A 24036-nucleotide genomic window follows, 5' to 3' on the forward strand; every position below is an offset into this window, starting at 1 on the left:
CTCCATGAGCGGTGCAGACACGAGCCCGAAGGCGGCCCTGAGCCAGGGCGACAAGCTCGCGATCGACACGATCCGGACGCTCGCGATCGACGCAGTGCAGAAAGCGAATTCAGGACATGCCGGCGCGCCGATGGCGCTGGCGCCCGTCGCCTACACCCTTTGGAACCGGTATCTGCGTTACGATCCGGCCCATCCGCATTGGCCGAACCGGGACCGGTTCGTGCTCTCGGCGGGCCACGCCTCGATGCTGCTCTACGGGCTCTTGCATCTCGCCCGCGTGGCCGAGAAGGACGGCGGTAATTCCCCCGCGATCTCGCTCGACGACATCAAGAAATTCCGGCAGCTCGACAGCCGCACGCCGGGTCACCCGGAATATCACTTCACCACCGGCGTGGAGACCACCACCGGCCCCCTCGGGCAGGGCGTGGCGAACTCGGTCGGCATGGCGATGGGCGGCCGCTTCAAGGGCGAGCGCCTGAACCGGCCCGACCTGCCGCTGTTCGACTACAACGTCTATGCCATCTGCTCGGACGGCGACCTGATGGAGGGCGTCTCCCAGGAGGCCGCCTCGATCGCGGGCCACCTGCGCCTTTCGAACCTGTGCTGGATCTACGACAACAACACCATCACCATCGAGGGGCACACCGAACTCGCCTTTTCCGAGGAGGTCGCGGCCCGCTTCCTCGCCTATGGCTGGCAGGTGCTGCGGGTGGCCGACGCCAACGACACCCACGCCATCGCCTCGGCGCTCGAGACCTTCCTGCAATCGAGCGACCGCCCGACGCTGATCATCGTCAACTCGATCATCGGCTACGGTGCGCCGACCAAGCAGAACACGTCGAAGGCCCATTCCGACGCGCTCGGCCCCGACGAGGTGAAGGGCGCCAAGCGCGCCTATGGCTGGCCGGAGGATTCCGAGTTCCTCGTGCCCGACGGCGTCTACGACACCTTCGCCGACGGCATCGGCAAGCGCGGCGCTGCGCTCTACGCCCAGTGGCAGGGCTTCTTCGAGGCCGCCAAGGCGGCGGATGCCGAGCATGCCGAGGACCTCTCCGCCTTTCTCGAAGGCCGCCTGCCGGAAGGTTGGGAGAAGCACATCCCGGTCTTTGAGGCCGACGCCAAGGGGCTCGCGACGCGCGAATCCTCGGGCAAAGTTCTCAACGCCATCGCCAAGCACGTGCCGTTCCTGCTCGGCGGCTCGGCCGATCTTGCGCCGTCCAACAAGTCGAACCTCACCTTCGAGGGCGCGGGCTCGCTGACGCCGTTCGAGCCGGGCGGGCGCAACATCCATTTCGGCGTGCGCGAGCACGCCATGGGCTCGATCGTGAACGGCCTCGGCCTCGTCGGCCTGCGCGCCTACGGGGCGACCTTCCTCGTCTTCGCCGACTACATGCGCCCGCCGATCCGGCTCGCCTCGCTGATGGAGCTGCCGGTCTTCCACATCTTCACCCACGACTCGATTGGCGTGGGCGAGGACGGCCCGACTCACCAGCCGGTGGAGCAGCTGCTCTCGCTGCGCTGCATCCCCGGCCTCGTGACCCTGCGCCCAGCCGACGCCAACGAGGTGGCCGAGGCCTACCGGGTGATTTTCTCGCTTAAAGATCAGCCCGCGGTGCTGGCGCTCTCGCGCCAGCCGCTGCCGACCTTCGACCGGTCGAAATACGCACCGGCCTCCGGCACCGCGAAGGGGGCCTACGTGCTCGCCGACTGCGAGGGCACGCCCGATGTGATCCTGATCGGCACGGGCTCCGAGGTGCAGCTCTGCGTCGGCGCCTACGAGACCCTGAAGAGCGAGGGGTACAAGGCCCGCGTCGTCTCGATGCCGTCCTGGGACCTGTTCGAGCGACAGGACGAGAGCTACCGCAACAGCGTCCTGCCGCCCGAGGTGCTGGCGCGCGTCGCGGTGGAGCAGGGCAGCGTCATCGGCTGGGACCGCTACGCCGGTTCCTCCGGTTCGATCGTCGGCATGAGCACCTTCGGCGCTTCGGCCCCGATCAAGGACCTGCTCGGCAAGTTCGGCTTCACCGCCGAGAAGGTGATCGAAGCCGCCCGCGCGCAGGTGGCGAAGCACAAGAAGTAGGCTCGGAGATCAACCCTCCCCCGCACAGGGGGAGGGTAACGTGCGTCGCGCCGCCCTATCTACCGAGCGCGGGCTGCACGAGAAACCACGCGAGGACGACCGAGATGAACGCGCTGAACGCCCTCTTCGCCGAGCACGAGCAGGCGGTCTGGCTCGACTTCGTGGCCCGCGGCTTCATCGCCAAGGGTGAACTCCAGGCACTGGTGGAGAAGGACGACCTGCGCGGCGTCACCTCCAACCCGGCGATCTTCGAGAAGGCGATCGGCCACTCGGCCGAGTACGACGACAGCCTCAAGGCCGCCCTCGATCACAGCGATGCCCGCGTCATCGACCTCTACGAGGACCTCGCCATCGCCGACATCCAGGCGGCGGCCGATGTGCTGCGCCGCGTGTACGACACCAGCGACGGCGCCGACGGATACGTCAGCCTCGAAGTCTCGCCCTACCTCGCCCTCGATACCGAGGAGACGCTGAACGAGGCCCGCCGCCTCCACAAGGCGGTCGGCCGCGACAACCTGATGGTGAAGGTGCCGGCCACCCCGGCCGGCCTCCCGGCGATCCGCCAGCTCACGGCGGAGGGCATCTCGGTCAACATCACCCTGCTGTTCTCGCAAGACGTCTACGAGGAGGTTGCGAACGCCTTCATCGACGGCCTGACCGAGTTCGGGAAGAACGGCGGCGACGTCTCGAAGGTCGCGAGCGTGGCGAGCTTCTTCATCAGCCGCATCGACAGCCTCGTGGACAAGCGGCTCGACGAGGTCGGCGGTTACGAGGATCTCAAGGGCAAGGTGGCGATCGCCAATGCCAAGCTCGCCTACCAGCGCTACAAGCGCATCTTCTCCGGCCCGAAGTGGGAGGCGCTGGAGGCAAAGGGCGCCAAGGCGCAGCGCCTGCTCTGGGCCTCGACGGGCACCAAGAACAAGGCCTACTCCGACGTGCTTTACGTCGAAGAGCTGATCGGCAAAAACACCGTCAACACCATGCCGCCGGCCACCATGGACGCATTCCGCGACCACGGCCGGGTGCGGGCGACGCTGGAAGAGAATATCGGCGAGGCCGAGACCGTGATGGCGCGGCTGGCGCAAGCCGGCATCGACATCGAGGCGGTGGCCCGCCAGCTCGTGGAAGAAGGCGTGCAGCTCTTCGTGGATGCCGCCGACGCCCTGCTCGGCGCCGTCGCGGGCAAGCGTGCCGCGCTCCTCGATCACCGTCTCGATGCGCAGACCTTCAAGTTCGACGACGCACTCCAGACGGCGACCGACAAGGCGGTCGAATCCTGGCGCGCCAGCGGCGCGATCCGCCGCCTCTGGGCGCACGACGCAACCGTCTGGACCGGCCGCGACGAGGACAAGTGGCTCGGCTGGCTGCGCATCGTCGAGGACGAGCGGGAGCGGGTCGATCTCTACGAGAGCTTCGCCGACGAGGTTCGCGCCGAGGGCTTCACCGATGCGGTGGTGCTCGGCATGGGCGGCTCCAGCCTCGGCCCTGAGGTGATCGCCGCGACCTACGGCCACCGCGACGGTTATCCGAAGCTGCGCATCCTCGACTCGACCGATCCGGACGAGGTCCGCGCCGTCGAGGCGGCCGTGAACCTCGAGAAGACGCTGTTCATCGTCGCCTCCAAATCCGGCTCGACGCTGGAGCCCAACGTGTTCCGCGATTACTTCCTCGGCCGGATGAAAGAGGTGGTGGGGCCTGAGAAGGCGGGCCGCCACTTCGTCGCCGTCACCGATTTCGGCTCGGCCATGGAGAAGGCGGCCAAGGACGACGGCTTCCGAAAGATCTTCCTTGGCGTGCCACAGATCGGTGGGCGCTACTCGGTGCTCTCGGCCTTCGGCCTCGTTCCCGCGGCGGCGGCCGGGGTCGAGATCCGCGATTTCCTCGACCGCGCCCGGATGATGGTCCGCTCCTGCGGGCCGGCGGTGCCGCCCGCCGCCAATCCCGGCGTACGCCTCGGTGCCGCGATCGGCGTCGCGGCCAAGGAATTCGGGCGCGACAAGATCACGATCATCGCCTCCCCCGGCATCGACACGTTCGGCACCTGGGCCGAGCAGCTCATCGCCGAGTCGACCGGCAAGGAGGGCGTCGGCATCATCCCGATCGAGGGTGAGCCGGTGGGTGTGCCGGCCGTCTACGGCGAGGACCGCTTGTTCGTGTATCTGCGCCTGACAAGCCGGGCCGACGCCCGCCAGGACGAGGCCGTGAAGATCTTGGAGAGCGAGGCGCAGCCGGTGGTGCGCATCGACCTCGACAAGGCCGAGCAGCTTCCGCAGGAGTTCTTCCGCTTCGAGATCGCTACGGCGGTAGCGGGCGCGGTGCTCGGCATCAATCCCTTCGACCAGCCCGACGTCGAGGCGAGCAAGATCGAGACGAAGAAGCTGTTCGCAAGCGCCGAGGAGACCGGGGCACTGCCGGCCGAGACGCCGATCTTCGAGGACGAGACGGTTGCGCTCTACGCCGATGCGGCCAACGCCGAGGCGCTGCGTCCCGGCGAGGGCTTCGACGCGATCGTGGCCGCGCATCTCGCTCGGGTAAAGCCGTGCGATTACGTCGCCCTGCTGGCCTACGTGGAGCGCAACGAGGCGCACCACGCGACGCTTCAGGAGGCCCGCCTCGCTTTGCGCGACGCGCGCCGGGTCGCGACCTGCCTGGAATTCGGCCCCCGCTTCCTCCACTCGACGGGGCAGGCCTACAAGGGCGGTCCGGCGTCCGGTGTGTTCCTGCAGATCACCGCCGACCCGTCGGCCGATCTGCCGATCCCCGGGCGCAAGCTCGGTTTCAAGACGGTGATTGCCGCACAGGCGCGGGGCGATTTCGCCGTTCTCTCCGAGCGTAAGCGCCGTGCACTGAGAATCCACCTCAAGGGCGGTGATGTCTCCGGTGGGGTGAAACGCGTCGCCGCGGCGATCAAGGCGACGGTTGCCGGATAAGGCTCCTCCTTCCCTCTCCCCAGGCGCAAGGAGAGGCCCGTGGGCACCCTGTCGTGTCTGCGGGAGGCGGATGTAGCGGCAGTGAGGGGGCGGCTCAGGAGACGGCTTCTCCGGCCTAGACCCCTCACTTTCCGCTGCTGCCTCGCTTTAGCGACGACAAGGTCGGTAAAGCGCTCTCCCCGCAAGCGGGGCGCGGGGATGCCGTGGCACCCGTGGGGATCGCCCGCGAAAAAATCAGTCCGTCAGCGGGCCGGGGATCGCGGCTTCCGCCTTCAGCAGAAGCCGTTCCTCGTGGCGCTTCATGAACAGCCACAGGGCAAGGCCGCCGAAGACCACGAAGGCCAGCAGCGCGAGGCCCACGGGCCCGACAATGTGCTCGATGGAGCGGCCACAGGCATAGGCGCCGAAGCCCATGATGCCGGCCCAGGCGAGGCCGCCGAGGCCGTTGAACAGCATGAAGCGGCGCGCATCGAGCCGGTTCACACCGGCCAGCACCGCCGCGTAGGCGCGCAGCATCGCCGTGAAGCGGCCGAAGAACACGATCTTCCCGCCATGCTCGCGGAACAGGTACTGGCCGAGCTTCAGCCGTCCGTGGTCGAGAGCGATGAGGTGGCCGTAGCGCAGCAGCAGCGGCATGCCCCATCGGCGCCCGACCCAGTAGCCGACATTGTCGCCGAGGATCGCGGCTGCGGCGGCGGCGGCGACGATGAGGACGACGTTCAGGCTCCCGGTGCTGCCGGCATAGACCGCCGACGAGATCAGGATGGTCTCGCCCGGCATCGGCACCCCCGCGCTCTCCAGCGCGACGACAACGAAGACGGCAAGATAGCCGTAATGGGCGATGAGGTCGGCGATCGGAAGTCCCTGGAGGAAGGACATGAAAGTGGACGTCTCCGCGGATCGTGGCGCGGCGCAGTCTGGTCATGAAGGTGGCCGCAACAGGGCGGCCGCGCCTTCCCTGTCAGCCGCTCAGGCCCGCCTCGGCAAGGGGATTGGCAAGGGGATCGGCAAGGAGTTCCGCCAGAGGCTCAGACGGGGCGGGTACTGAGCCGTTCCCGGTTGCCGCGATCGGGGACAGTGCAGCGACGGAGTCGTCCGCCGGCAGCGGCAGCAGACGCGCGAGACCCTCCGACACGCCGAACAGGATCGGGTTCGTCGAGAGGCCTGAGACGGGCGGGAGAAGGTGTGTGCTGTCGATCATGACGGGCTCGGACCGCCCGGGAGCGGGAGTGTCTATAAGCCTTCCGCCGCCACCCGGTTGCATCGAAGCACAGACCGTCGTGACGTGCGGCACATTGGCTGCACCGAATCCGCCCGGTCCGCGCTCCCGTCCTCAGCTCGCCTTGAGGAATTTCTCGACGCTGGCGCCCAAGCCCGCGGAATGCTCCGACAGGTCGCCGGCAATGGTGCGGACTGCATTGACGTGACTGCCGGTGGCGTCCGCCGCCGAGGAGACGCCGACGATGTTGCCGGACATCTCGTGCGTCGAGGCTGCCTGCTCCTCCACCGCGCTCGCCATGGCGAGCGTCAGTCCCGAGAGGTCCGTCACCGCCGCGGTGATCGTGCCGATGGCTTCGACCGCTTCGCCGGTCGCGCTCTGGATCGCCGCGATCTGGCCGGAGATCTCGCCGGTCGCCCGCGCCGTCTGCTCCGCCAGCGCTTTCACCTCCGCGGCCACGACTGCGAAGCCGCGGCCGGCGGCACCCGCGCGAGCCGCCTCGATGGTGGCATTGAGCGCGAGCAGATTGGTCTGATCGGCGATCGACCGGATCATCGCCACCACTGCATCGACCTTGCGGGCGTTCTCGGCAAGCTGGCGAACCGTGAGATCGGTCGTCTCGGCCTGGGCCGCAATCCGCTGGGCGCGCTCTGAGACGCTGCCGACCTGCCCGGAGATCTCCTGGATCGAGGAGGTCATCTGCGCCGAGCTCGCAGCCACGGAGGCCGCGCGCCGCCGGGCCTCCTCGGCCGAGCGCGACAGTTCCTCCGCCGAGTGCCCCATCCGCTCCACGGCCGACCGCACCGCCTCGACCACCTGCGAAACGTCCGCCGACATCTGGACCTGCGCCGTGATCACGGACCACGTCAGCATCGGACCGATATACTCGCCCTCGGGCCCGTGGATCGCCGAGACGCGCAGGTCGAGGGTCTCGGGGCCGACCTTGATCTTGGCCCGGTGCGGCAGGCGGCTGCTGTCGGCCAGCATCGCACGCTGGTGGTGCGGGTTCTTGTGGAACACGTCGAAGGAACGTCCCAGCATCTCCGAGACCTTGATCGGCAGGTGCTTCTCGATCGTGGAGAGTGTCGTTACAGAAGTCCGGTTCAGATAGTTGATCTTGAACTCGTCCTTAGGGTCCGCCGTCATGACGGCGACGGGCATGCCGTCGATCATCGTCAGGAGCCGGCTCGTCTCGTTCTTCTTGGCGGTGATGTCGGTCGCGAACTTCACCACCCGCTCCGGTGTGCCGTCGGCTCCGAGCACCGGGTTGTAGGTCGCTTCCAGCCAGATTTTGCGTCCGGATTTGCCGAGGCGAAGGAACTCGCCCGATGCGTATTGGCCGCCGCGCAGCTTCTCCCAGAAGGTGCGGTAATCGGCGCTCTCGGCATAGGCGGCCTCGACGAAGAGACGATGATGCTTGCCCTTGATCTCATCGAGTCCGTAGCCGACGGCAGCTAGGAAATTCTGGTTCGCGTCCAGGATGGTGCCATCCATGGAAAACTCAATGGTGGCCAGCGACCGATCGAGTGCATCGAGCTTTGCCTGTGCGTCGCTTTGCTTTGATTTACGGAACATGGAAGAACCCCCGTGACACGATCTCTTTCCTAATGCCACTCGGCAAGGAGTGATCTTGTCATTGATGGGACGCGGATCTCGGCGGTTCAGCTCGATGTTTTTAATCCGCTCCTATATCCAATGTTCAATTTCGAGGTAAATTAACGATTAACATTAGTGAGGACTGTCGGCCCAAATCTCCGCAGTTGCCTCTCGATTTTTTGAAATATCATCCAAGTCCTGGAGAGACATCATAACATATGATGGCAACGCTCGGTTGGGGTGGGCATTTTAGCTTCGCCGGTCTGGGCCAGCCTAGCTCCGTCCCGTTCAATGGGAGTGGCAGGCGGCCGCGCCCGGAGGCCTCAGCGGCTGCGGACGAGGTCCTTGAGCGGCACCGGTGCGGCGTGAGGGCGGCTGCCGAGCATCGCATCGATGAGGGCTAGAACTTCCGCCCGGCCGACATTGGCTGCCGGCTCGAACGGGGTCCAAGTCTGGACGAAATCGAGGCGCTCGAACACGTCGCGGTAACGGCGCAGTTCGTTCACGGTCAGCGGTACGCCGCGTACGAAGGCTTTGTGCGCCGAGATGGTCAGCGCCTTGCGGAAGTCGTTCGGGTCGAGCTCGAACTTGAGCGCGTCGCCGCAGAAGCAGATCTTGCGCTTCCGGTCGAACAGCACGGCGTGGCCATCGAAATGGCCGGCCGTGCGGTGCAGTTCCAATCCGGGCAGGGGTTCCAGGAAGTCGTCGTAGGGCCAGGACACTTGGAGAGCCGCGCTCCAAGTGAAGTCGGCCGCCGGCAGGCACAGTTCCGGGTCGAGGCGGTCCTGAAGCTGCACCAGCGCCCCGTAGGAATGCGGGTGGGAGGCCGAGAGCACCTGCATGCCGCCGAGCTGCTCGATCTGGTCGAACGCCGCCTCGCTGAAGACGGGGCAGCCCTCGAAACCCATATTCCCGTTCTCGGTCTGGATCAGGTAGGCGCTCGGGCCGATGCCGGAGACCGGCTCGTTCCAGAAGCGCCAGACCCCCGGCTCGAGCTCCTCCCAGTGACAGGGGAAGGCGTCCTGCGCCTCCCGCGCGGTGCGGAAGCGCCAGCCATCCTGCGGCACGACGTGGCGGGCGTCGAGGCACATCGGGCAATGCGGCGGCGTCTCGAAGTGGCGCTGCCAGAAGCCGCAATTGTCACAGGTGTAGGCGGGCAGCTTCAGGGCGCCCGCGAAGGGCAGATAACCGGGCACGGGCAAACCTGTTTCAAAAAACGAGAACGGCCGGAAGCTAGTGCTCCCGGCCGTCTTCGCATCCCCTTCCGCGTTCCGACCGCGCGCTGCCTCAGCCGTGAGCCGGGGCTCCGTGCGGCTCGCCGTGCGGATCCTTGCCGCGCTTGCGGCCGATCCAGATCACCGTCTTGCGGATCACCACGTAGAAGACCGGCGTCAGGAACAGGCCGAAGAAGGTCGCGCCGATCATCCCGAAGAACACCGCCGTGCCGAGGGCCTGACGCATCTCGGCGCCGGGGCCCGTGGCGATCACCAGCGGAAGCACACCGAGGATGAAGGCGAAGGCCGTCATTAGAATCGGGCGCAGGCGCAGGCGGCAGGCCTGGACCGCGGCATCCACCGGGCCCTTGTGCTCGCTGTTCTCGATGTCGTGGGCGAATTCCACGATCAGGATCGCGTTCTTGGCGGCCAGACCGATGAGCACGATCAGTCCGATCTGGGTCAGGATGTTGTTGTCCTGTCCTCGCAACTGCACCCCGAAGAGCGCGGCGAGCACGCCTGTCGGCACGACCAGCAGGATCGCCAGCGGCAGCGCCCAGGATTCGTACTGAGCCGCGAGCACGAGGAAGACGAGGAGCACGCCGAGCGCGAAGACGTAGATCGCCGTGTCGCCCGCCGCCTTCTGCTGGTAGGCGATCTCGGTCCAGTCGTAGGAATACCCCTCGGGCAGAGCCCGCCTGGCGATCTCCTCCATGGTGTCGAGCGCCTGACCGGTCGAGACGCCCGTCTGCGCCACGCCCTGCAGCGGCACCGAGTAGTACAGGTTGAACCGCTGCACGATCTGCGGGCCGGCGATGTCGCGGATCGAGGCCAGCGTGCCCATCGGCACCAGGGCGCCGGTCGAGGAGCGCACCTTGAGCTGCTCGATGTCGCGGCGCGACATGCGATAGACCGCGTCACCCTGCACGCGCACCTGATAGATGCGGCCCAAGGTGTTGAAGTCGTTGACGTAGGCGCCGCCCAGCGCCGTCTGCACGGTCGAGAAGACGTTGGCGAGCGGCACGTTGAGCATGCGCGCAATGGTGCGGTCGATGTCGAGGTAGAGCTGCGGCGTGTCGTTGCCGAAGGTCGTGAAGACCCGCGTCACGTCCTTGCTCTGGTTGGCCTGCCCGATCACCTCGCCGGCCGCCGCGAGCAGCGGACCGATCTCGGAGGATTGGCGGCTCTCGATCTGCATCTTGAAGCCGCCGCCCTGGCCGAGGCCACGCACCGGCGGCGGCGGGATGACGATGATGCGCGCCTCCTGGATGCCCGCCGTCGCCTTCAGCACGTCGCCGGTAATGACGGCTGCGCTCCGGCCCTGCGCGGCCCGTTCCTTGGCGCCTTTGAGGGTGAGGAACATCACCGCCGCATTGGTGGTGTTCGTGAAGGTCGCGCCATCGAAGCCCGCGATGATGACGGTGTTGGTGATGCCGTCGACGCCGCGGGCGATCTTGGCGGCCCGGTTCACGGCCTCGGTGGTGCGGTCGAGCGAGGAGCCCGCGGGCAACTGCACGACGCCGATCAGGTAGCCCTGATCCTGGTCCGGGATGAAGCCCGTGGGCGTCGTCCGGGCGAGGTGCAGCGTGCCCGCGATCACACCGGCATAGAGGATCAGCATGGCGATCACGCCGATGGCCGTCCCCGTCAGGAAGCGGATCGAGTGGCCGTAGCCGTTCGACAGCCAGTCGAAGCCGCGGTTGAACAGATGCGCCAGCCAGTTGACGAACCGGGTGAGGAAGAATTTCGGCGGTTTGTGCTCGTGGTGCGGCTTCAGCAGCAGCTTACAGAGCGCCGGCGACAGGGTGAGTGAGTTGAAGGCCGAGATGATGGTTGAGGCCGCGATGGTGAGCGCGAACTGCTTGTAGAACTGGCCCGAGATGCCGGGAATGAAGGCGGTCGGGATGAACACCGCCGCGAGCACAAGGGCGATAGCGATGACCGCCCCGCCCACCTCGTCCATGGTCTTGTGGGCCGCCTCGCCGGCCGAGAGCCCCTCGGCCATGTTACGCTCGACGTTCTCGACCACGACGATGGCGTCGTCGACCACGATGCCGATGGCGAGCACGAGACCGAACAGGGTGAGGTTGTTGAGCGAGAAGCCCAGCGCCGACATCACCGCGAAGGTGCCGACCAGCGACACGGGAATCGCGATCACCGGGATCAGCGCCGTGCGCCAGCTCTGAAGGAAGACCAGCACCACGATGACGACGAGGAGGACCGCCTCGAACAGCGTCTTGTAGACCTCGTGGATCGATTCCTCGATGAACTCCGTCGGGTTGTAGGCGATGCGGTACTCGACGTCCGGCGGGAAGTTCTTCTTCAGGCTCTCCATCGTCGCCTTGACCGATTCCGCGGCCTCGAGCGCGTTGGTGCCCGGCCGCTGGAAGGCGCCGATGCCGACCGCGGGCGTGTCGTTGAGGAAGGAGTTCGTCGTGTAGTCCTTCTGGCCCATCTCGACGCGGGCGATGTCGCGCACGCGCACGAGGCGCCCGTCGCTCGCCTTGACGATGACGTCGGCGAACTGCTCCGGCGTCTGGAAGCGACCCTGCGACTGCACCACGAGCTGGAAGGCGGCGCCCGGCGCGGCGGGCGGACCGTTGAGCTGGCCGGCAGCGACCTGCACGTTCTGCTCCTGCAGCGCGCTCGTCACGTCGGTTGTGGTCAGGCCGTAGGCGGCCATCTTCTGCGGGTCGATCCAGATGCGTTCGGCGTACTCGTTGCCGCCGAAGATCGAGATGTCGCCGACGCCGTCGAGGCGCAGGAGTTCGTCGCGAATGTTGAGGTAGATGTAGTTGGCCAGATAGTTCTGGTCGTAGGTGCGCTTGGGCGAGAGCAGGTGCACGACCAGCATCAGGTCGGGCGAGGCCTTGCGCACGGTGACGCCGAGGTTGCGCACGTCCGGCGGTAGGCGCGGCTGCGCCACCGAGAGCCGGTTCTGCACGAGCACGTTGGCGATATCGAGGTTCGTGCCGACCTTGAAGGTCACGGTCAGCAGCATCGCGCCGTCGTTGGTCGACAACGACGTCATGTAGAGCATGTTGTCGACGCCGTTGATCTCCTGCTCCAGCGGCGTCGCGATCGTGGCGGCCACCGTCTCGGCGTTGGCGCCGGGGAAGCTGGCGCGCACGGTCACGGTCGGCGGTACGATCTCGGGATATTGCGAGACCGGGAGCTTCTCGTAGGCGACGAAGCCGAGGATCAGGAAGACGATCGACGTGACCGAGGCGAAGATCGGCCGGTCGACGAAGAAATGGGCGAAACGCATCGTTCAAACCTCTCGCCGGCCGGTGCGCGCGCTAACGCGACCCGTGCGGCTTGCCGTTTGCGTCCAGGCCGGCGCCGCCCGGTCGGTCCGGGAGCGTCGGCGCTCGAATCTCTACTTTCCGCGTTCCGCCTCGCCCCGCGGCGGGGCGGCGTCAGCGCGGTCTCACTTCTTCGTCGGCGGTAGCTCGATCGTCTCGGGCTTCACCTGCGCGCCCGGGCGGACCTTGGCGACGCCATTGACGACCACCAGCTCATCGCCCTTGAGGCCGTCGCGGACCACGCGGTAGCCATCGACGATCGGCCCGAGCTTCACGGTCCGGGCCGCGACCTTGTCGCCCTCGCCGAGCACGTAGACGATGCGCTTGTCCTGGTTGGCCGAGACCGCCTCGTCGGGAATCAGGATGCCCTGGAACGGCTTGGTCGCGGGCATGGCGACGATGCCGAACAGGCCCGGCTTGATGAACCCGTCCGGGTTCTCGACGGTGGCGCGCAGGAGCATCGTGCCGGTCTGGTAGTCGACCCGGTTGTCGACGAAGTCGAGCGTGCCCTTGCGGGTCGGCTTCTCTTCGCCGGAGAGGGCGATCTGCACCGGGGCGCCCTTGCCCCGCTGCATCTGACCCATGCCGATGCCGAGCGAGCCCTGATACTTCAGGAACGAGCGCTCATCGACGTTGAAGCCGAAATAGATCGGATCGAGCGAGACGATCCGGGCCAGAATCGTCTGGTCGGTGCTGACGATGTTGCCCTCGGTGACGAGGCGCTGGCTGATCCGTCCGTTGATCGGCGACTTCACTTCCGTGAAGTCGTAGTTGAGCTGAGCGTTGCGCAGCGCCGCTTCCGCGCTGTCCACATCGGCTTGAGCGGTCTGCGAAGCCTGACGGCGCTGGTCGGTGACCTGCTCGGAGATGTTGCCGCCGCGCGAGAGAACCTGCGCACGCTCCAGGTCGGTCTGCGTGAAGGAGAGACGCGCCTTGGCCGAGACCAGCGCGGCCTGGGCCTGCTCCAAAGCCGCCTTGTAGGGCCGACGGTCGATGATGAAGAGCACCTCGCCCTTCTTCACGTTCGCGCCGTCCTGGAACATGATCTTGTCGAGATAGCCGGTCACGCGGGCGCGGACCTCGACGAATTCGATCGGGTCGAAGCGGCCGGTATACTGGTCCTGCTCGATGATCTCCCGCACCACCGGCTTGGCGACGGTCACGCCCGGAGGCGGAGCGCCCGGCATCTGCGCGCCGGCCGGCCCGGCACCCAGCAGCGCGGAGGCGATCAGCGGTGTGGCGAGAAGTAGAGGCCTAAGGCTACGCATCATTCGGTTCCCTGCATGGCGCGGCCTAGTCCCCGCAACCGAGTGTGGGGCGTGCGCTCGCGCACATGACGGCCTTTTTCGAGAGGAACAGTCAGACGCTCTGCAACGCAGGCGTGCCTGATCTACGCTTCAACCGGCTCACCCGCGCCGTACCAATCCTTGAAGGCGCCTGCATAATGCTCGCTCACATCGAGCCCGGACTGCTGCGCCGCAGCGATCGCGTGGATCGAGCGGACGCCCGAGGCGCAGGAGAAGACCGGCCGGCGCCCATCCGCCTCGATCAGCGCTTTGAGGGCCGCGGGATCGAATGTCGAGAGCGGGTGCGAGATCGAGCCGGGAATGCGCCCGCGGGCGAATTCGTGATCCTCGCGCACGTCGATGAGCAGCAGCGAGCCGTTCGCCAAGCCCTGCTTGACCGTCTCGCGGTCGAGGTCGACCACCTTCATCGCAACCGATCTTTCCAGAGAGGGGCCGCCGCTGAAGGGGGCGGATTGAAGCGGGTGGGGATGTCTTAAGTCCTCTCGCCCGCGCGGCGCAACATCGGCACGGTCGCGGCCGGCAAGTTGGCGAGCGCCGCATCGACGCGTTCGAAATGGGCGGCCCAACTCGGCGGTTCGTAACCGGCGAGGCGGCCCGCCAGATCCGTCCGAAGCCGGGAGCCCGGTTCGCTCAGGGCCTCGATGGCCCGCGTCCAGCCCGGTCCATCCAGCGGATCGAGGAAGTGGGCGAAGCGTCCGCCGATCTCGCGGTGGACCGGGATATCGGAGGCCACGACCGGAAGGCCGCTCGCCGCGGCCTCGACCACCGGCAGACCGTAGCCTTCGATGAAGGAGGGCATCAGCAGGGCGGTGGCGCCGCGCATCAGCGCCGCGAGGCCGTGGGTGGACAGGCCGACAACCTCGCTCACGTGGGGGCGGATGGCCGCGCAGCGGTCGAGCATGTCGGCGACGTTCTCGATCTCCCAGCCACGACGTCCGACCACGATGAGCCGCGGCGTCGCTTGGCCCAAGCGCCCGGCGAGATCGCGCCAGAGGTTGAGCAGCAGAAGGTGGTTCTTGCGCGGCTCAATCGTACCGCAGACGAGGAAGGCCGGCCGCGCGAGCCCCGACAGGCCCGCCGCGCCGGCGCCATCCGAGAAGACAGGCTCGACGCCGAGCGGAGCCACCGTCACCGGTTTGGCGCCCAGACCCCTCCGGAGCGCGTAGTCCGTGAAGCGGGCACCGACGTCGCCCGAATTGACGAGCACGTGCGCGGCGTGACGCGCGACGGTCTCCATCCGCGCGGCGTGGCGCTCCGCCTCTCCCGGGCGGCCGTATTCCGGGTGGGAGATCGGGATCAAGTCGTGGACGAAGAAGACCGCCCGCGCGTCGCGCCGGGTGTAGAGCCAATCGAAGCGTTCGGGCCGGTCGAGCCGCAGATGCGAGGTGTGCAGGTAGATTGTGCCCTCGGGCAGGCGCTCGATGCCGCCGGAGCGCAGCACCCGCAGGGCGGTCTCCGCCTGGAGACGGCGTCGGTCGAGCCCCCCTTCCCCCCGGTGCTTGCGTGCCCTCCGCGGCAGACGATCATCGGCGGCAAGATCGACAGCGAGAGACGCCGCGAGCGCCCGAAAGACCGGATCACCTTCGGCCGTCACGTCCTCGACCCAGCCCGCGGCGACCGCCTCGACGATGCCGCGTGCGGTGTCCCGGTCGAGAACGCGCGGACCCAGTGCCGTCGAGACGAGCCCGAAGCGCGTGCCCTCCGCGCCTCCGGACAGGATGTGCCGGGCATAGGCGAGATCGACCCGGTCGATGCCGGTGGGACTAGCGTGGCGCAGCCGGGTGATGAGGCGGGTCAGGTCGATGGCGAGGCAGGCTTGCATGGGCCGCTGCATAGACCGGATCCAGTCACCCTGGCGACCGGCGCCGATCCCCGTCTTCAGCCTAATGGGGCGGAGGCTCGGTCGCGCCGCTGTGGCTCGCGATTTCCCTTGCGACCTCCAGCAGGAGGACGTCCACGAGCTGGCGCAGCCGGGGCTTGCCGGTCGCATCGATCGCCCGGCGTGCCGCGATGAGGAGTTCGGCGGCCTCGTCGATGGCTTCGGCTACGGCCGCACTCTGCAATTCCCGCAGGGTCCGCGTCCCGGCGCCGGGATCGGCGCGCTCGACCAAAGTCCCCTCCCCGCGAACGGGCTGTTGCCGCGCATTCCGGTGGATCCGGCCGCGGCACAGAACGTGGCGCGCGGGACCGGACGAGGATGCGACCCAGAGATCGATCGCGACGTCGTCCTCCTGCTCGGCGGCATGCCTAACGTCTCCGAGGAAACGGGCGGCCTCCGACGCATCGAGGCCGGCTGTTGCCCGCTCGCTGCGCAGGGGGTGCCCGGCCAGGCCGACATCGCCCGCCATGAGTTCGGCGGCTCCCTCGTCGAGGAGGAAATGCCCGGTCGCCGGATCCCATTCCCAGGTTCCGACGATCGCGGATTTCGCCAGCGTTCGGACGAGCACCGGGGCCGTTCTGCACCGGGCGTCACTGCGTCTGCGTTTCACTGTATTACTCCCCGCGCGTGATGCGTCAGGCTGATGGTGTTCTTTCGGTGCTGCGGCGGCCGGGCCGCGGCACCGTGGTTCGGCGACGGATGCCGCGCATCCGTCGCGTGGTTCGTCAGGAGGCGAGGCGGGCGAGGCTGGAGCGCGGCGGAGCGAGCACGGAGCGGATGTCGCCGCGCTTGTTCTGGAGTTGACGCAGCGACCGGCCGTCGAAGGCCGCTTCGACCGCGACGATCTCCTCGCCCTCGATCTCGTGCGGCAGCCCGAGGGGGATGGCGCGCAGATGCAGTTGGAGGAGGCGCAGGATCCAGCTCGTCGGCATCTCGGAGATGAAGCTGGTGATCCCCCGCGGCAGGCCCCACTCGACGATCGCCGTCATCAGCGCCAGTGCCGTCGGATTGAGCCGCCGGCCCGAGGTCCGCGCGCATTCAGCGACGCAGATGCGGCCCCATTCGACGATGTGCGCGCCCGACGGAGCCGTCCCCTCGCAGAGCTGCGGCAGCACCATCGGCAGCAGGTAGGGCCGGGTCGTCGGCAGCAGGCGGGAGTAGCCGATAACAGCCTCGCTCTCATCGAGAGCGAGCAGGTGGACGGCGTGCTCGTCGTCGAACTCGTCGATCTCGCGCCGGTCGGGGCGGGCGAGATTGGACCAGCCCAGTTCCTCGACGAAGACCCGGTGCCTCAGGCGGAAGGCTTGGTCCAGGGCATCGGCATAGTCCTGCATGTTCTCCGCGGTCACGACGTGAATCATCGGAACACCTCTCCAGAAAGCCGAGGTGTTCGTCCCAAATTCAGTCGTGCGGCGGCACTACGAGAACCCGTAGGTTTTCGTTCAAAGAGGCTTTCACGGTGCGGGAGGGTTTACCGGTCCTGAGCGCTTGCGCCGGCATTCTAAGAGTCGTGCCGACGATGTCTCTATCTTGGATTGTATGTCGAAAACAATACAGAAGTTGTCCATCGACGCTCGAATTGGCTTCTGCCAACGGACGAGATGGACCACGCGCGATCGTCCTCCCTGGTCGGCGCAGCCGCAAACGCGGACGGACGACCTCACCGAACCGACGGGCGTTCTGGATATCGCATGGGGGAGGATGCGCCAGACATTCAATTTTGCATTGTCTTTTCCGAAAGCTGGCGATCGCCTGCCGGGCGGACGCGCTTCGCTCCGTGCCAAGCGCGGTACCTCGATCGAGCCGCAGCTGACGCTTGTGAGGAGCTCATCGGGACTGGTGAGAGTCATCGCTCGTCGAGCGAGCGGCCGGCGGCATTGCGATGCGGCCGGAACCGGTCAGATGATCAGCCCGCGCCGGAAGCCCTCGGCAACCGCCTGAGTGCGCGAGATGCAGCCGAGCTTCATCCGGGCGGAGCGCAGGTGGAAATCGACGCCGTGCCGGGAGATACCCATCAACTCGCCGATCTCCCAATCGGTCTTGCCCTCGGCGACCCATTGCAGGCTCTCGCGCTCACGCGGGGTCAGCCCCATTCGGCGCTCGCTGGGTCCGTTGTCGATGAGCAGCGTCTGTCCGACCACATAGGAGGCGAGCAGAGTCAGCATCCCGCGCTGTCCCGGGCTGATATCGAGCTGCCGACCCGCGAAGGTCAGGCCGCCGCGCTCCTCCTCGAGCGTCGCGAGCGGCACGGTGAAGCCGTCGCTGAGTCCGAACTCGCCGGCCTCGTTCATCACCTGCCGCGAGCGGGGGTCGAGCACGCCCGCCGGCTCGATCTCCGACCAACGAAAGCCAGTCGTGCTGGACAGGGTCGTCTGCACGATCGGGTCCGTGTACATGTAGCCCTTCGAGAAGTAGAGCCGGTTCCACTCGTCGGACGTATTCTCCAAAATGATGTAGTTCTTCTGTGTTCGCGCCGGAAGACGCTTCTGCGGTATCATGGCCGAAATGACGTATTCGATGCCCAGCGCGTTCAGCCGCGGCATGATGGCTCGCAAGATATCCTCACGCGAATGGGCTCGATCGAGCGACTTGAGGATTTCCAACGTCAGGTCGAGTGATTTTCTAGACATGGCCGGGCAAAAACATCGCTCTCACTCTACGATAGGTCGCTCAGCCGCGCTAGAGAAGGGCAGCCAAAACTTTCTCTTAGGTTGCAACGGCGCGAGTCGTGCGAGGCGCCCGACACGAACATCCGGTGCGTCGTCCTGTCTGCCGTCGTGCTTGATGCAGTGCGATCAAACAATGCGCCGGGTCAACTTCCGGGGAAAGATGCACCTTCGTGCACACCATTTGCTTGGCGGCGCGCGCTTTGTCCTCCGAGGCGCGCGGAAGGGGTTGCGCTGCCCGAAGCGGACCGCTATGAGCCGCGAGCCCCGCAAGGGTTTCGGAGTGTAGCGCAGCCCGGTAGCGCACCTGTCTGGGGGACAGGGGGTCGTCGGTTCAAGTCCGGCCACTCCGACCATTATTTCTCAACGACTTAAGGCCCCCTCAGCCTTTCGCCCCTCCGCCGTTTTGCAGAGCGTTTTGCAAGCTCCTGTTCCGGCGGTGTTCGTCGAGCTTCGCGATAGCCGATTCGGCCAGCGTCCGCGTTCGGGCGAGATAGCGGTCCAAAATCTTCTGGGCGTGCGCCTGCGAGTGGCCGGTGATGGTCGCGATTTCCGGCACCGTGCAGCCCGCTTCCGCCAGCATCGTCACCGCCGTGCCGCGCAGGTCGTGGAAGTGGAGGTCGTCGGTGATCTTCGCCGCCGCGAACGCCTCGCTCCACAGCTCATGAAAGTACCGCTTGCGCCAAGCCGTGCCGCGCGGCGCGACAAGGATTGTGGTGGCACGCCGCGGTGCCGCGTCGAGCGCTGCCTTCAGGGCGCGCGTTGCCGGCACGTAGACGAGGCGACGGCTCTTGCTCTGGCTGCGCACCGTCACCGCCGTGCCGTCCCAGGCGGACCACGGCAGCGTCAGGAGATCGACCTGCCGCTGGCCGGTGTGAAGGGCGAGCATCATCGCGAGCCGGATCTCGGGAGACGCGACCGCCTCGAACGCGGCTACGTGCTCCGGCATCCAGATCATTTCGGCTCGGTCTGAGCAGTAGGCGCGCTCGAAGCTGGCGACCGGATTGTGCCGGATGTGGCCGCGATCAACGCCCCACGCGAACACCCGCGCCAGTCGCCCGAGCTTCGCGTCGGCCGCCTTAGGATGCTTCTCGGCAAGCTTGTCGTGCCACTTCAGGAAGGCCGGTCGGCTGCGCGGGTTCTCGACGATGGTCAGCAGCGTCGAGCCCCACCGCTCCTCGCACGCCTTCAGGTCATAGGCGGCGCTCTCTCGCGTCTTGGCGACAAGTTCGGTCCAGGCGCGCGATTCCCGGTACTGCCGGATCAACCACTCGACGGTGCCGTCGCTGCGCGCCAGGGCGCTACTGCGGACCGCATCCTGAAACGAGCGGATGAACTCGGGCGTGCCGGGCTCGCCGACGAGCTTGGTGCCGGCTGCGCGGTGGTAGTGGTAGACCTTCACCGTTCCGTCCGCGAGCTTCGCGCGGACGGTGTTGATGCCCCGCAGCCTAACTCGCATTTTCGGCCAGCCCCTCGTCGATTGACTGGGTCGCATCAGAGAGCAGGCCCGAGCGGCGATCAAGCGCGCGGTCGATGGCGCGCCGGTCCCATCGGTGCGTGCCGACGATCGGGCCCGGCACGATCCCCTTGCGCACCCAGCCGTCGAACGCCTCGACCGTGTCGCAGCCGCAGTACTCGGCCGCCTGGGCGCGCGTCAGGCATCGAGGGGCGATGTTGGCAGGCAGCCTCGTCGATCCGCCCTTGCCCCCGGTGCCGCCGGTGGTGCTGGCGCTACGCATCTCGGCCTCGTGCGGTGGTGGTGGATTGGGTCGGGGCGGCTCGGCCTAGCGCACCGCGCAGCATCTCCGCTGAGCGCCGATACCGCAGTCCGTGCTCCGACGAGGCTGCCGGCAGGGAACGCGCCGGGTCGAGGTTGTCCTCGTTGTCGGAGAGCTTCACGATCATCGCGAGCCGGTCGCCGCTGGCGATGATGGCCGCGGCGCATTCGAGGTAGGGCTTCCCCTTTGGCCGGGTAAGCAACTCGACAGCCTGCACGACGGCCGGATCGAACCCGGCGTCGAGTAGGCCGTCGGCGGTCACGTTGGTGTCCTCGATCGTGTCGTGCAGCCAGCCGACCTGCTGGCACCATTCGGCGTGCTGGCCCGGCAGTCCCATCGCCTCGGCGTGCGCGCGGGCGCGAGCTGCGACGCGCCCGAGATGTCCGGTGTAGGGCGCGCCGCCCTTGTCGACCTGGCCGGCGTGGAGGCGGCGGGCAAAGGCTTCGGCACTCGCGGCGAGGTTCTTGTCAGGCGCCATGGGAAACCCCCTGTTCTGCCTGGGCGATGACGGCGGCGCAGCGTTTCGTCTCAGCCTCACAACTCGGCAGGGATGCGATCAATTTGAGCGATTGCGTTCGGGCGTTGTTTCGACGTCCCTGTGATTGAGAGTCAATTCGAAAGGCGCTGAGATGAATTACGTTGAAGACCGCCGGTCTGAGCCGCGCCGTCTCTTGAACGAAAAAGGATCGATCACGTTGGACGAGCACACCTCGGCATGTTGTTTCGTCCATGATATTTCGAGCAGTGGCGTCAAGGTGACGTTGCTTGATGCTAATTCCGTCCCAAATACCTTTGTGCTGAGTGCTCCCCACGTGAGAATCAAAGTCTGTAAAGTCGTTTGGCGTGCAGACGAAATGATTGGCGCTAAGTTCGAATAACCAGCAGAGCTGTTTCCGCCTTAGGTAGCTGAAGTTGAATAGATCGTGCGTCATGATGTGGCTCCAACGTCGGGGGTCGTTGCAGCGATGAGCGGCTGCCAGCGGATCAGCACGCCCTCGAAGGCGATGCGGTCGCCCTCCTCCGGCGGGTGCTCGGCCCACCAAAACCGGGCCATGTCCTCGACGCTCTCGAAGCCGTCGGCGCGAGCGAAGTCGTCCATTCGGGCCGGGCTCAGCAGTTCGCCGCCCACCTCGAAAAGCTCGGTTGCGCTGCGCTCGGAGAAGCACAGGCGCACCGGCATGACGGAGAGGCAGGTCGGCTGGCCGAGGAGCCGGCAGTGCTTCGTCCGCATGCCGGTGTAGAGCTGAAGCTCCTCGCCCTGCCGGGCATGGCGCATGCGGTCGGCGCGGATCGTCTGCGCCTTCGTGCCGGCGAGGATCGGCGGGCCGAACCGCTTCTTGAAGCTGTATGCGACCATCAGGCGGCCTTCCTCGGGCGATAGGTCTGGGCGTGCCGCACGACGTCGGCGTAGGAGGCGCCCTTCAGGGCGAGCCACGCGCTGCGGCACCATTCGATGTTGAGGCGGTCGATCGCCGCCTCGTCGGTCGGCAGATGCAGTTCGTGCGCGAGGAAGGACGCGACGCGCTCCTCGGCGATGGGGCGACCGTTCGGGCAGTGGCGCAGGGCCTCGCTGATCAGCCGCTCGACCTGGCGCTCGCGCAGCAGGGCGCGAGCGTTGCGGGTCTCCTCGCCGGCCGGAAGCCCGACCGCCGAACCGTCGGCCGCGCTCGGAGCCCACGCATCGGGGCAGAACGGGCAGGCCCAGACCTGGGCGTCAATCCGATCGGGCTCGCGGGCGCCAGCCTCGCGACCGGTGACCCGCTCGCACTCGGTGCCGCAATCGGCGCAGTAGATGCCGAGGGCGCTCATGCGGCGCTCCCGAGGCGAGCGTCGACGGCCTTCTGCCGGCGGATCTCCGCAGTCAGCTTCCGGCATTCGCGGGCGGCGTGAACCGGTTCGGCGCTCTGATGGGCGGCGCGAACCTGCTCGCAAAGGGCATTGGCGCCATGTCGGGCAACCCGGCCGCGCTGAGCAACATCGGCAGCAACATGTCCTCTGCCTTCTCGATTTTCGGGTGACGCGATGAACGGTGCGACCGTCTTCCAGATGGTGTCGGGCCTCGGCGATGCCTTCGGCGGCGCCTATTCCGATGCCCGCAAGCAGGCGCAGGAGGAGGAGGCGCCGACGCTGATCTCGAACCTGATGAACGCCTACAAGGGCGGCGGTGCGGCAGTGCCGGCGACCGGGCTGGGTGCGCCGGCAGGCGGGGCGGTGGCTCCCGTCGCACCGTCCAGCACACCTGCGGCCCTCCCCTCGTTCGCTGGCGGCGGTGGCGCCCCGATGCGCGTTCCTGGCAACGGCGGCGAGATCGAGACCCGCTTCGTCGACGCCCTGAAGTCTGGCGGCCTGACGAACCCCTACGGCCTCGCCGCGATGGCGGCCTATGCCGGCCGTGAGAGCGGGTACAAGCCCGGCAATATCACCGGGTCGTGGTCCGATCCGAGCGAGAGCGGACAGCCCGGCACCTCGGGCGGCATCCTGTCATGGCGCGGCGACCGCTTCGCCAACATGCGGCGTCTGACGGCCGGGGCCAAGGATCCGGTCGCGGCGCAGGCGACCTTCGCCCTCACGGAAAGCCCCGAACTGACGCTCGCCCTCCAGAACGCCAAGAGCCCGGAGGAAGCCAACCAACTGATGGCGCGGGCGTGGAAGTTCGCGGGTTACAACCGGCCCGGCGGTGAGTTCGCGGCCCGCCTCGGCTCAACGCGCGAGTATCTCGCCCGCCTCGGCGGCGCGGCCACGGAAGCCCCGGCGCAGGTCGCCTCGGCCGAACCCGACGCCGCCAACCTTCCCGCGGCCAGCGCGAAGCCTGCGGGCTTCGTTGTGCCTCAGGGTGGCGACGCGGCCGCCGCGCCGTCGCAGGCCTTCCCCGGCTTCCCAGCCGGCGCCGCCACCCGCATGACGCCGGAGCTCCAGACCGCGCTCAACGCCGCGTGGCGCAACCCGAGCACCCGCGCCATGACCGGGCAGATCTTCGGGCAGTTGCTCAAGGGACAGGACGCCGGTTGGGACCTGAAGGAGGTCAACGGGCAGTCCGCCTGGGTGAACACCCGCAACGGCCAGATCCTCCCAATCGGGCAGGCCAAGCGCAACACTGCGACCGTCGGCAACAATCTCGTCGACACGGCTACCGGTGAGGTGCTGTACGCGGCGCCGGACAAGGACAGCTCGAAGCTCTTGAACGTCCCAGCTGGAACGACCGTGCTGGACCCGGTGACGCGCCAGCCGATCTACACCGCGCCGCGGGCAGAGCGGGATGAGGGCGACAAGGTCCGCGATCAGGTCGCCGCCCGCGAGCAGGAGGCGAAGCGGCTCGGACTGGAGCCCGGCACCCCGAAGTTCGAGAGCTACGTGCTCACCAGCAAGATCGGCCGCGATCAGGAGCTTTCGGCGACCGACAAGAAGGCGATCATGGAGGCGGAGGAGTCGGTGCTCTCGGCGCAGACCGCCGTCGACGCACTGAACCAGGCCAAGGCGATCTCCCCGAAAGCCTATGTGGGGCCGACTGCCGGCATCCGCGGCTACGCGACGAGCTTGGTCGGCAGCGAGGCTGGCGAGGCGACGCAGGAGATGGAGAACATCGTCTCCTCCAACGCGCTCGGGCAGTTGAAGGCGATCTTCGGTGGCAACCCGACCGAGGGCGAGCGCAAGATCCTGCTCCAGATCCAGGGCTCGGCCTCGCAGCCCGACGCGGTGCGCCAGAAGATCTTCGACCGTGGCATCGCGCTTGCGCAGCGCCGCCTCGAGTTCAACCAGCGGCGTGCTGAGGATCTGAAGGGTGGGACGTTCTATAAGGCAGAGGGCAAGGACGCGCCGCGCGCCTCCGGCTTGCCGCCCTCTCTGCCGGTGAAGGTGACGCCCTCCATGAAGCCGGAAGACATCGTGAAGCGCTTCCCGAGCGGGACGCGCCTGATCCTTCCCGATGGCTCGGAAGGAAGGGTGCCCTGATGGCCGAGGATGTTTGGGCCGCGTTTCGCGTCAAGCCGGCGGCGAGTCCCGAAGCTGCTCCCACTGCCGCGCCGGCCCCGTTCGACGGCCCGTGATCGGCGTTCCGGGTCACGG

The 24036-nt window shown here is 67.3% G+C and carries 20 protein-coding genes, 1 tRNA gene and 1 pseudogene; 5 read left to right on the forward strand and 17 right to left on the reverse strand.

Annotated elements, in window-relative coordinates:
• Positions 1–4: 4 nt before the first annotated feature.
• Together tkt and FHU13_RS21645 are read left to right on the forward strand one after the other, a co-directional pair.
• Positions 5–2080 (forward strand): transketolase, encoded by a 2076-nt coding sequence (tkt, locus tag FHU13_RS21640; protein WP_183437911.1) that lies wholly within the window; start codon positions 5–7, stop codon positions 2078–2080.
• 104 nt (positions 2081–2184) lie between these two features.
• A complete protein-coding gene (locus tag FHU13_RS21645) occupies positions 2185–5010 on the forward strand; it encodes a bifunctional transaldolase/phosoglucose isomerase (protein WP_183437912.1) in 2826 nt (941 codons plus the stop codon).
• A 234-nt stretch (positions 5011–5244) separates the two neighbouring features.
• Here FHU13_RS21645 and FHU13_RS21650 read toward each other — a convergent pair whose 3' ends face one another.
• The 11 genes and pseudogenes from FHU13_RS21650 to FHU13_RS21700 all read right to left on the reverse strand — a co-directional run bounded on the left by FHU13_RS21650 (position 5245) and on the right by FHU13_RS21700 (position 18160).
• Positions 5245–5889, reverse strand: a complete 645-nt coding sequence (locus FHU13_RS21650; RefSeq protein WP_183437913.1) for a DedA family protein — start codon at positions 5887–5889, stop codon at positions 5245–5247.
• An 82-nt stretch (positions 5890–5971) separates the two neighbouring features.
• On the reverse strand, positions 5972–6211 hold the full coding sequence (locus FHU13_RS21655; protein ID WP_183437944.1) for a hypothetical protein: 240 nt from the start codon (positions 6209–6211) through the stop codon (positions 5972–5974).
• Positions 6212–6343: 132 nt separating this feature from the next.
• Positions 6344–7804 carry a PAS domain-containing methyl-accepting chemotaxis protein gene (locus FHU13_RS21660; protein ID WP_183437914.1) on the reverse strand — a complete coding sequence of 487 codons (1461 nt, stop codon included), beginning with the start codon at positions 7802–7804 and terminating at the stop codon, positions 6344–6346.
• A gap of 344 nt (positions 7805–8148) precedes the next feature.
• On the reverse strand, positions 8149–9021 hold the full coding sequence (locus FHU13_RS21665) for an MBL fold metallo-hydrolase (RefSeq protein ID WP_183437915.1): 873 nt from the start codon (positions 9019–9021) through the stop codon (positions 8149–8151).
• A gap of 91 nt (positions 9022–9112) precedes the next feature.
• Entirely contained in the window at positions 9113–12307 is a 3195-nt protein-coding gene (locus tag FHU13_RS21670) for an efflux RND transporter permease subunit (RefSeq protein WP_183437916.1), read from the reverse strand.
• A 162-nt stretch (positions 12308–12469) separates the two neighbouring features.
• Positions 12470–13615 (reverse strand): efflux RND transporter periplasmic adaptor subunit, encoded by a 1146-nt coding sequence (locus tag FHU13_RS21675; RefSeq protein ID WP_183437917.1) that lies wholly within the window; start codon positions 13613–13615, stop codon positions 12470–12472.
• Between the two features lie 119 nt (positions 13616–13734).
• A complete protein-coding gene (locus tag FHU13_RS21680) occupies positions 13735–14058 on the reverse strand; it encodes a rhodanese-like domain-containing protein (protein WP_183437918.1) in 324 nt (107 codons plus the stop codon).
• A gap of 48 nt (positions 14059–14106) precedes the next feature.
• Positions 14107–15485, reverse strand: a pseudogene (locus FHU13_RS21685) (glycosyltransferase family 4 protein); the annotation flags it as partial.
• Between the two features lie 49 nt (positions 15486–15534).
• Positions 15535–16098 carry a hypothetical protein gene (locus tag FHU13_RS21690; RefSeq protein ID WP_183437920.1) on the reverse strand — a complete coding sequence of 188 codons (564 nt, stop codon included), beginning with the start codon at positions 16096–16098 and terminating at the stop codon, positions 15535–15537.
• Positions 16099–16255: 157 nt separating this feature from the next.
• Positions 16256–16891, reverse strand: a complete 636-nt coding sequence (locus FHU13_RS21695; protein ID WP_183437921.1) for an acyl-homoserine-lactone synthase — start codon at positions 16889–16891, stop codon at positions 16256–16258.
• A gap of 537 nt (positions 16892–17428) precedes the next feature.
• Positions 17429–18160 carry an autoinducer binding domain-containing protein gene (locus FHU13_RS21700; protein ID WP_183437922.1) on the reverse strand — a complete coding sequence of 244 codons (732 nt, stop codon included), beginning with the start codon at positions 18158–18160 and terminating at the stop codon, positions 17429–17431.
• A 315-nt stretch (positions 18161–18475) separates the two neighbouring features.
• On the opposite strand from FHU13_RS21700, the gene FHU13_RS21705 reads away from it, so the two are divergent.
• Positions 18476–18552 (forward strand) — tRNA-Pro (locus FHU13_RS21705).
• Between the two features lie 26 nt (positions 18553–18578).
• On the opposite strand, the gene FHU13_RS21710 is transcribed toward FHU13_RS21705, so the two are convergent.
• From FHU13_RS21710 to FHU13_RS21735, 6 genes are read right to left on the reverse strand one after another with little or no spacing between them, the layout of a single operon-like run.
• The gene (locus FHU13_RS21710; protein WP_183437923.1) at positions 18579–19655 is read right to left on the reverse strand and encodes a tyrosine-type recombinase/integrase; all 1077 of its coding nucleotides are present in this window, start codon (positions 19653–19655) and stop codon (positions 18579–18581) included.
• On the reverse strand, positions 19645–19935 hold the full coding sequence (locus tag FHU13_RS21715; protein WP_183437924.1) for a hypothetical protein: 291 nt from the start codon (positions 19933–19935) through the stop codon (positions 19645–19647). Before FHU13_RS21715 ends, FHU13_RS21710 begins: the two co-directional genes overlap by 11 nt.
• A complete protein-coding gene (locus FHU13_RS21720) occupies positions 19928–20452 on the reverse strand; it encodes a phosphohydrolase (RefSeq protein WP_183437925.1) in 525 nt (174 codons plus the stop codon). Before FHU13_RS21720 ends, FHU13_RS21715 begins: the two co-directional genes overlap by 8 nt.
• The gene (locus tag FHU13_RS21725) at positions 20442–20906 is read right to left on the reverse strand and encodes a hypothetical protein (protein ID WP_183437926.1); all 465 of its coding nucleotides are present in this window, start codon (positions 20904–20906) and stop codon (positions 20442–20444) included. The genes FHU13_RS21720 and FHU13_RS21725 overlap by 11 nt, the downstream gene beginning before the upstream one ends.
• Positions 20903–21331, reverse strand: a complete 429-nt coding sequence (locus tag FHU13_RS21730; protein ID WP_183437927.1) for a hypothetical protein — start codon at positions 21329–21331, stop codon at positions 20903–20905. The genes FHU13_RS21725 and FHU13_RS21730 overlap by 4 nt, the downstream gene beginning before the upstream one ends.
• Positions 21331–21783 carry a hypothetical protein gene (locus tag FHU13_RS21735; protein ID WP_183437928.1) on the reverse strand — a complete coding sequence of 151 codons (453 nt, stop codon included), beginning with the start codon at positions 21781–21783 and terminating at the stop codon, positions 21331–21333. Before FHU13_RS21735 ends, FHU13_RS21730 begins: the two co-directional genes overlap by 1 nt.
• Before the next feature lie 77 nt (positions 21784–21860).
• On the opposite strand from FHU13_RS21735, the gene FHU13_RS28280 reads away from it, so the two are divergent.
• Together FHU13_RS28280 and FHU13_RS21740 are read left to right on the forward strand one after the other, a co-directional pair.
• Positions 21861–21992, forward strand: a complete 132-nt coding sequence (locus FHU13_RS28280; RefSeq protein ID WP_281411647.1) for a hypothetical protein — start codon at positions 21861–21863, stop codon at positions 21990–21992.
• Between the two features lie 4 nt (positions 21993–21996).
• The gene (locus FHU13_RS21740; protein ID WP_183437929.1) at positions 21997–23922 is read left to right on the forward strand and encodes a hypothetical protein; all 1926 of its coding nucleotides are present in this window, start codon (positions 21997–21999) and stop codon (positions 23920–23922) included.
• Positions 23923–24036: the final 114 nt, after the last annotated feature.

This window comes from Methylobacterium sp. R2-1 (genome assembly GCF_014191355.1).
In the GTDB taxonomy this organism is placed as follows: domain Bacteria; phylum Pseudomonadota; class Alphaproteobacteria; order Rhizobiales; family Beijerinckiaceae; genus Methylobacterium.

Coding starts and splice junctions, on each gene's coding strand:
- tkt (WP_183437911.1), top strand. CDS start 5: ATGAGCGGTGCAGACACGAGCCCGAAGGCGGCCCTGAGCCAGGGCGAC.
- FHU13_RS21645 (WP_183437912.1), top strand. CDS start 2,185: ATGAACGCGCTGAACGCCCTCTTCGCCGAGCACGAGCAGGCGGTCTGG.
- FHU13_RS21650 (WP_183437913.1), bottom strand. CDS start 5,889: ATGTCCTTCCTCCAGGGACTTCCGATCGCCGACCTCATCGCCCATTAC.
- FHU13_RS21655 (WP_183437944.1), bottom strand. CDS start 6,211: ATGATCGACAGCACACACCTTCTCCCGCCCGTCTCAGGCCTCTCGACG.
- FHU13_RS21660 (WP_183437914.1), bottom strand. CDS start 7,804: ATGTTCCGTAAATCAAAGCAAAGCGACGCACAGGCAAAGCTCGATGCA.
- FHU13_RS21670 (WP_183437916.1), bottom strand. CDS start 12,307: ATGCGTTTCGCCCATTTCTTCGTCGACCGGCCGATCTTCGCCTCGGTC.
- FHU13_RS21675 (WP_183437917.1), bottom strand. CDS start 13,615: ATGATGCGTAGCCTTAGGCCTCTACTTCTCGCCACACCGCTGATCGCC.
- FHU13_RS21680 (WP_183437918.1), bottom strand. CDS start 14,058: ATGAAGGTGGTCGACCTCGACCGCGAGACGGTCAAGCAGGGCTTGGCG.
- FHU13_RS21695 (WP_183437921.1), bottom strand. CDS start 16,891: ATGATTCACGTCGTGACCGCGGAGAACATGCAGGACTATGCCGATGCC.
- FHU13_RS21700 (WP_183437922.1), bottom strand. CDS start 18,160: ATGTCTAGAAAATCACTCGACCTGACGTTGGAAATCCTCAAGTCGCTC.
- FHU13_RS21710 (WP_183437923.1), bottom strand. CDS start 19,655: ATGCGAGTTAGGCTGCGGGGCATCAACACCGTCCGCGCGAAGCTCGCG.
- FHU13_RS21715 (WP_183437924.1), bottom strand. CDS start 19,935: ATGCGTAGCGCCAGCACCACCGGCGGCACCGGGGGCAAGGGCGGATCG.
- FHU13_RS21720 (WP_183437925.1), bottom strand. CDS start 20,452: ATGGCGCCTGACAAGAACCTCGCCGCGAGTGCCGAAGCCTTTGCCCGC.
- FHU13_RS21725 (WP_183437926.1), bottom strand. CDS start 20,906: ATGACGCACGATCTATTCAACTTCAGCTACCTAAGGCGGAAACAGCTC.
- FHU13_RS21730 (WP_183437927.1), bottom strand. CDS start 21,331: ATGGTCGCATACAGCTTCAAGAAGCGGTTCGGCCCGCCGATCCTCGCC.
- FHU13_RS21735 (WP_183437928.1), bottom strand. CDS start 21,783: ATGAGCGCCCTCGGCATCTACTGCGCCGATTGCGGCACCGAGTGCGAG.
- FHU13_RS21740 (WP_183437929.1), top strand. CDS start 21,997: ATGAACGGTGCGACCGTCTTCCAGATGGTGTCGGGCCTCGGCGATGCC.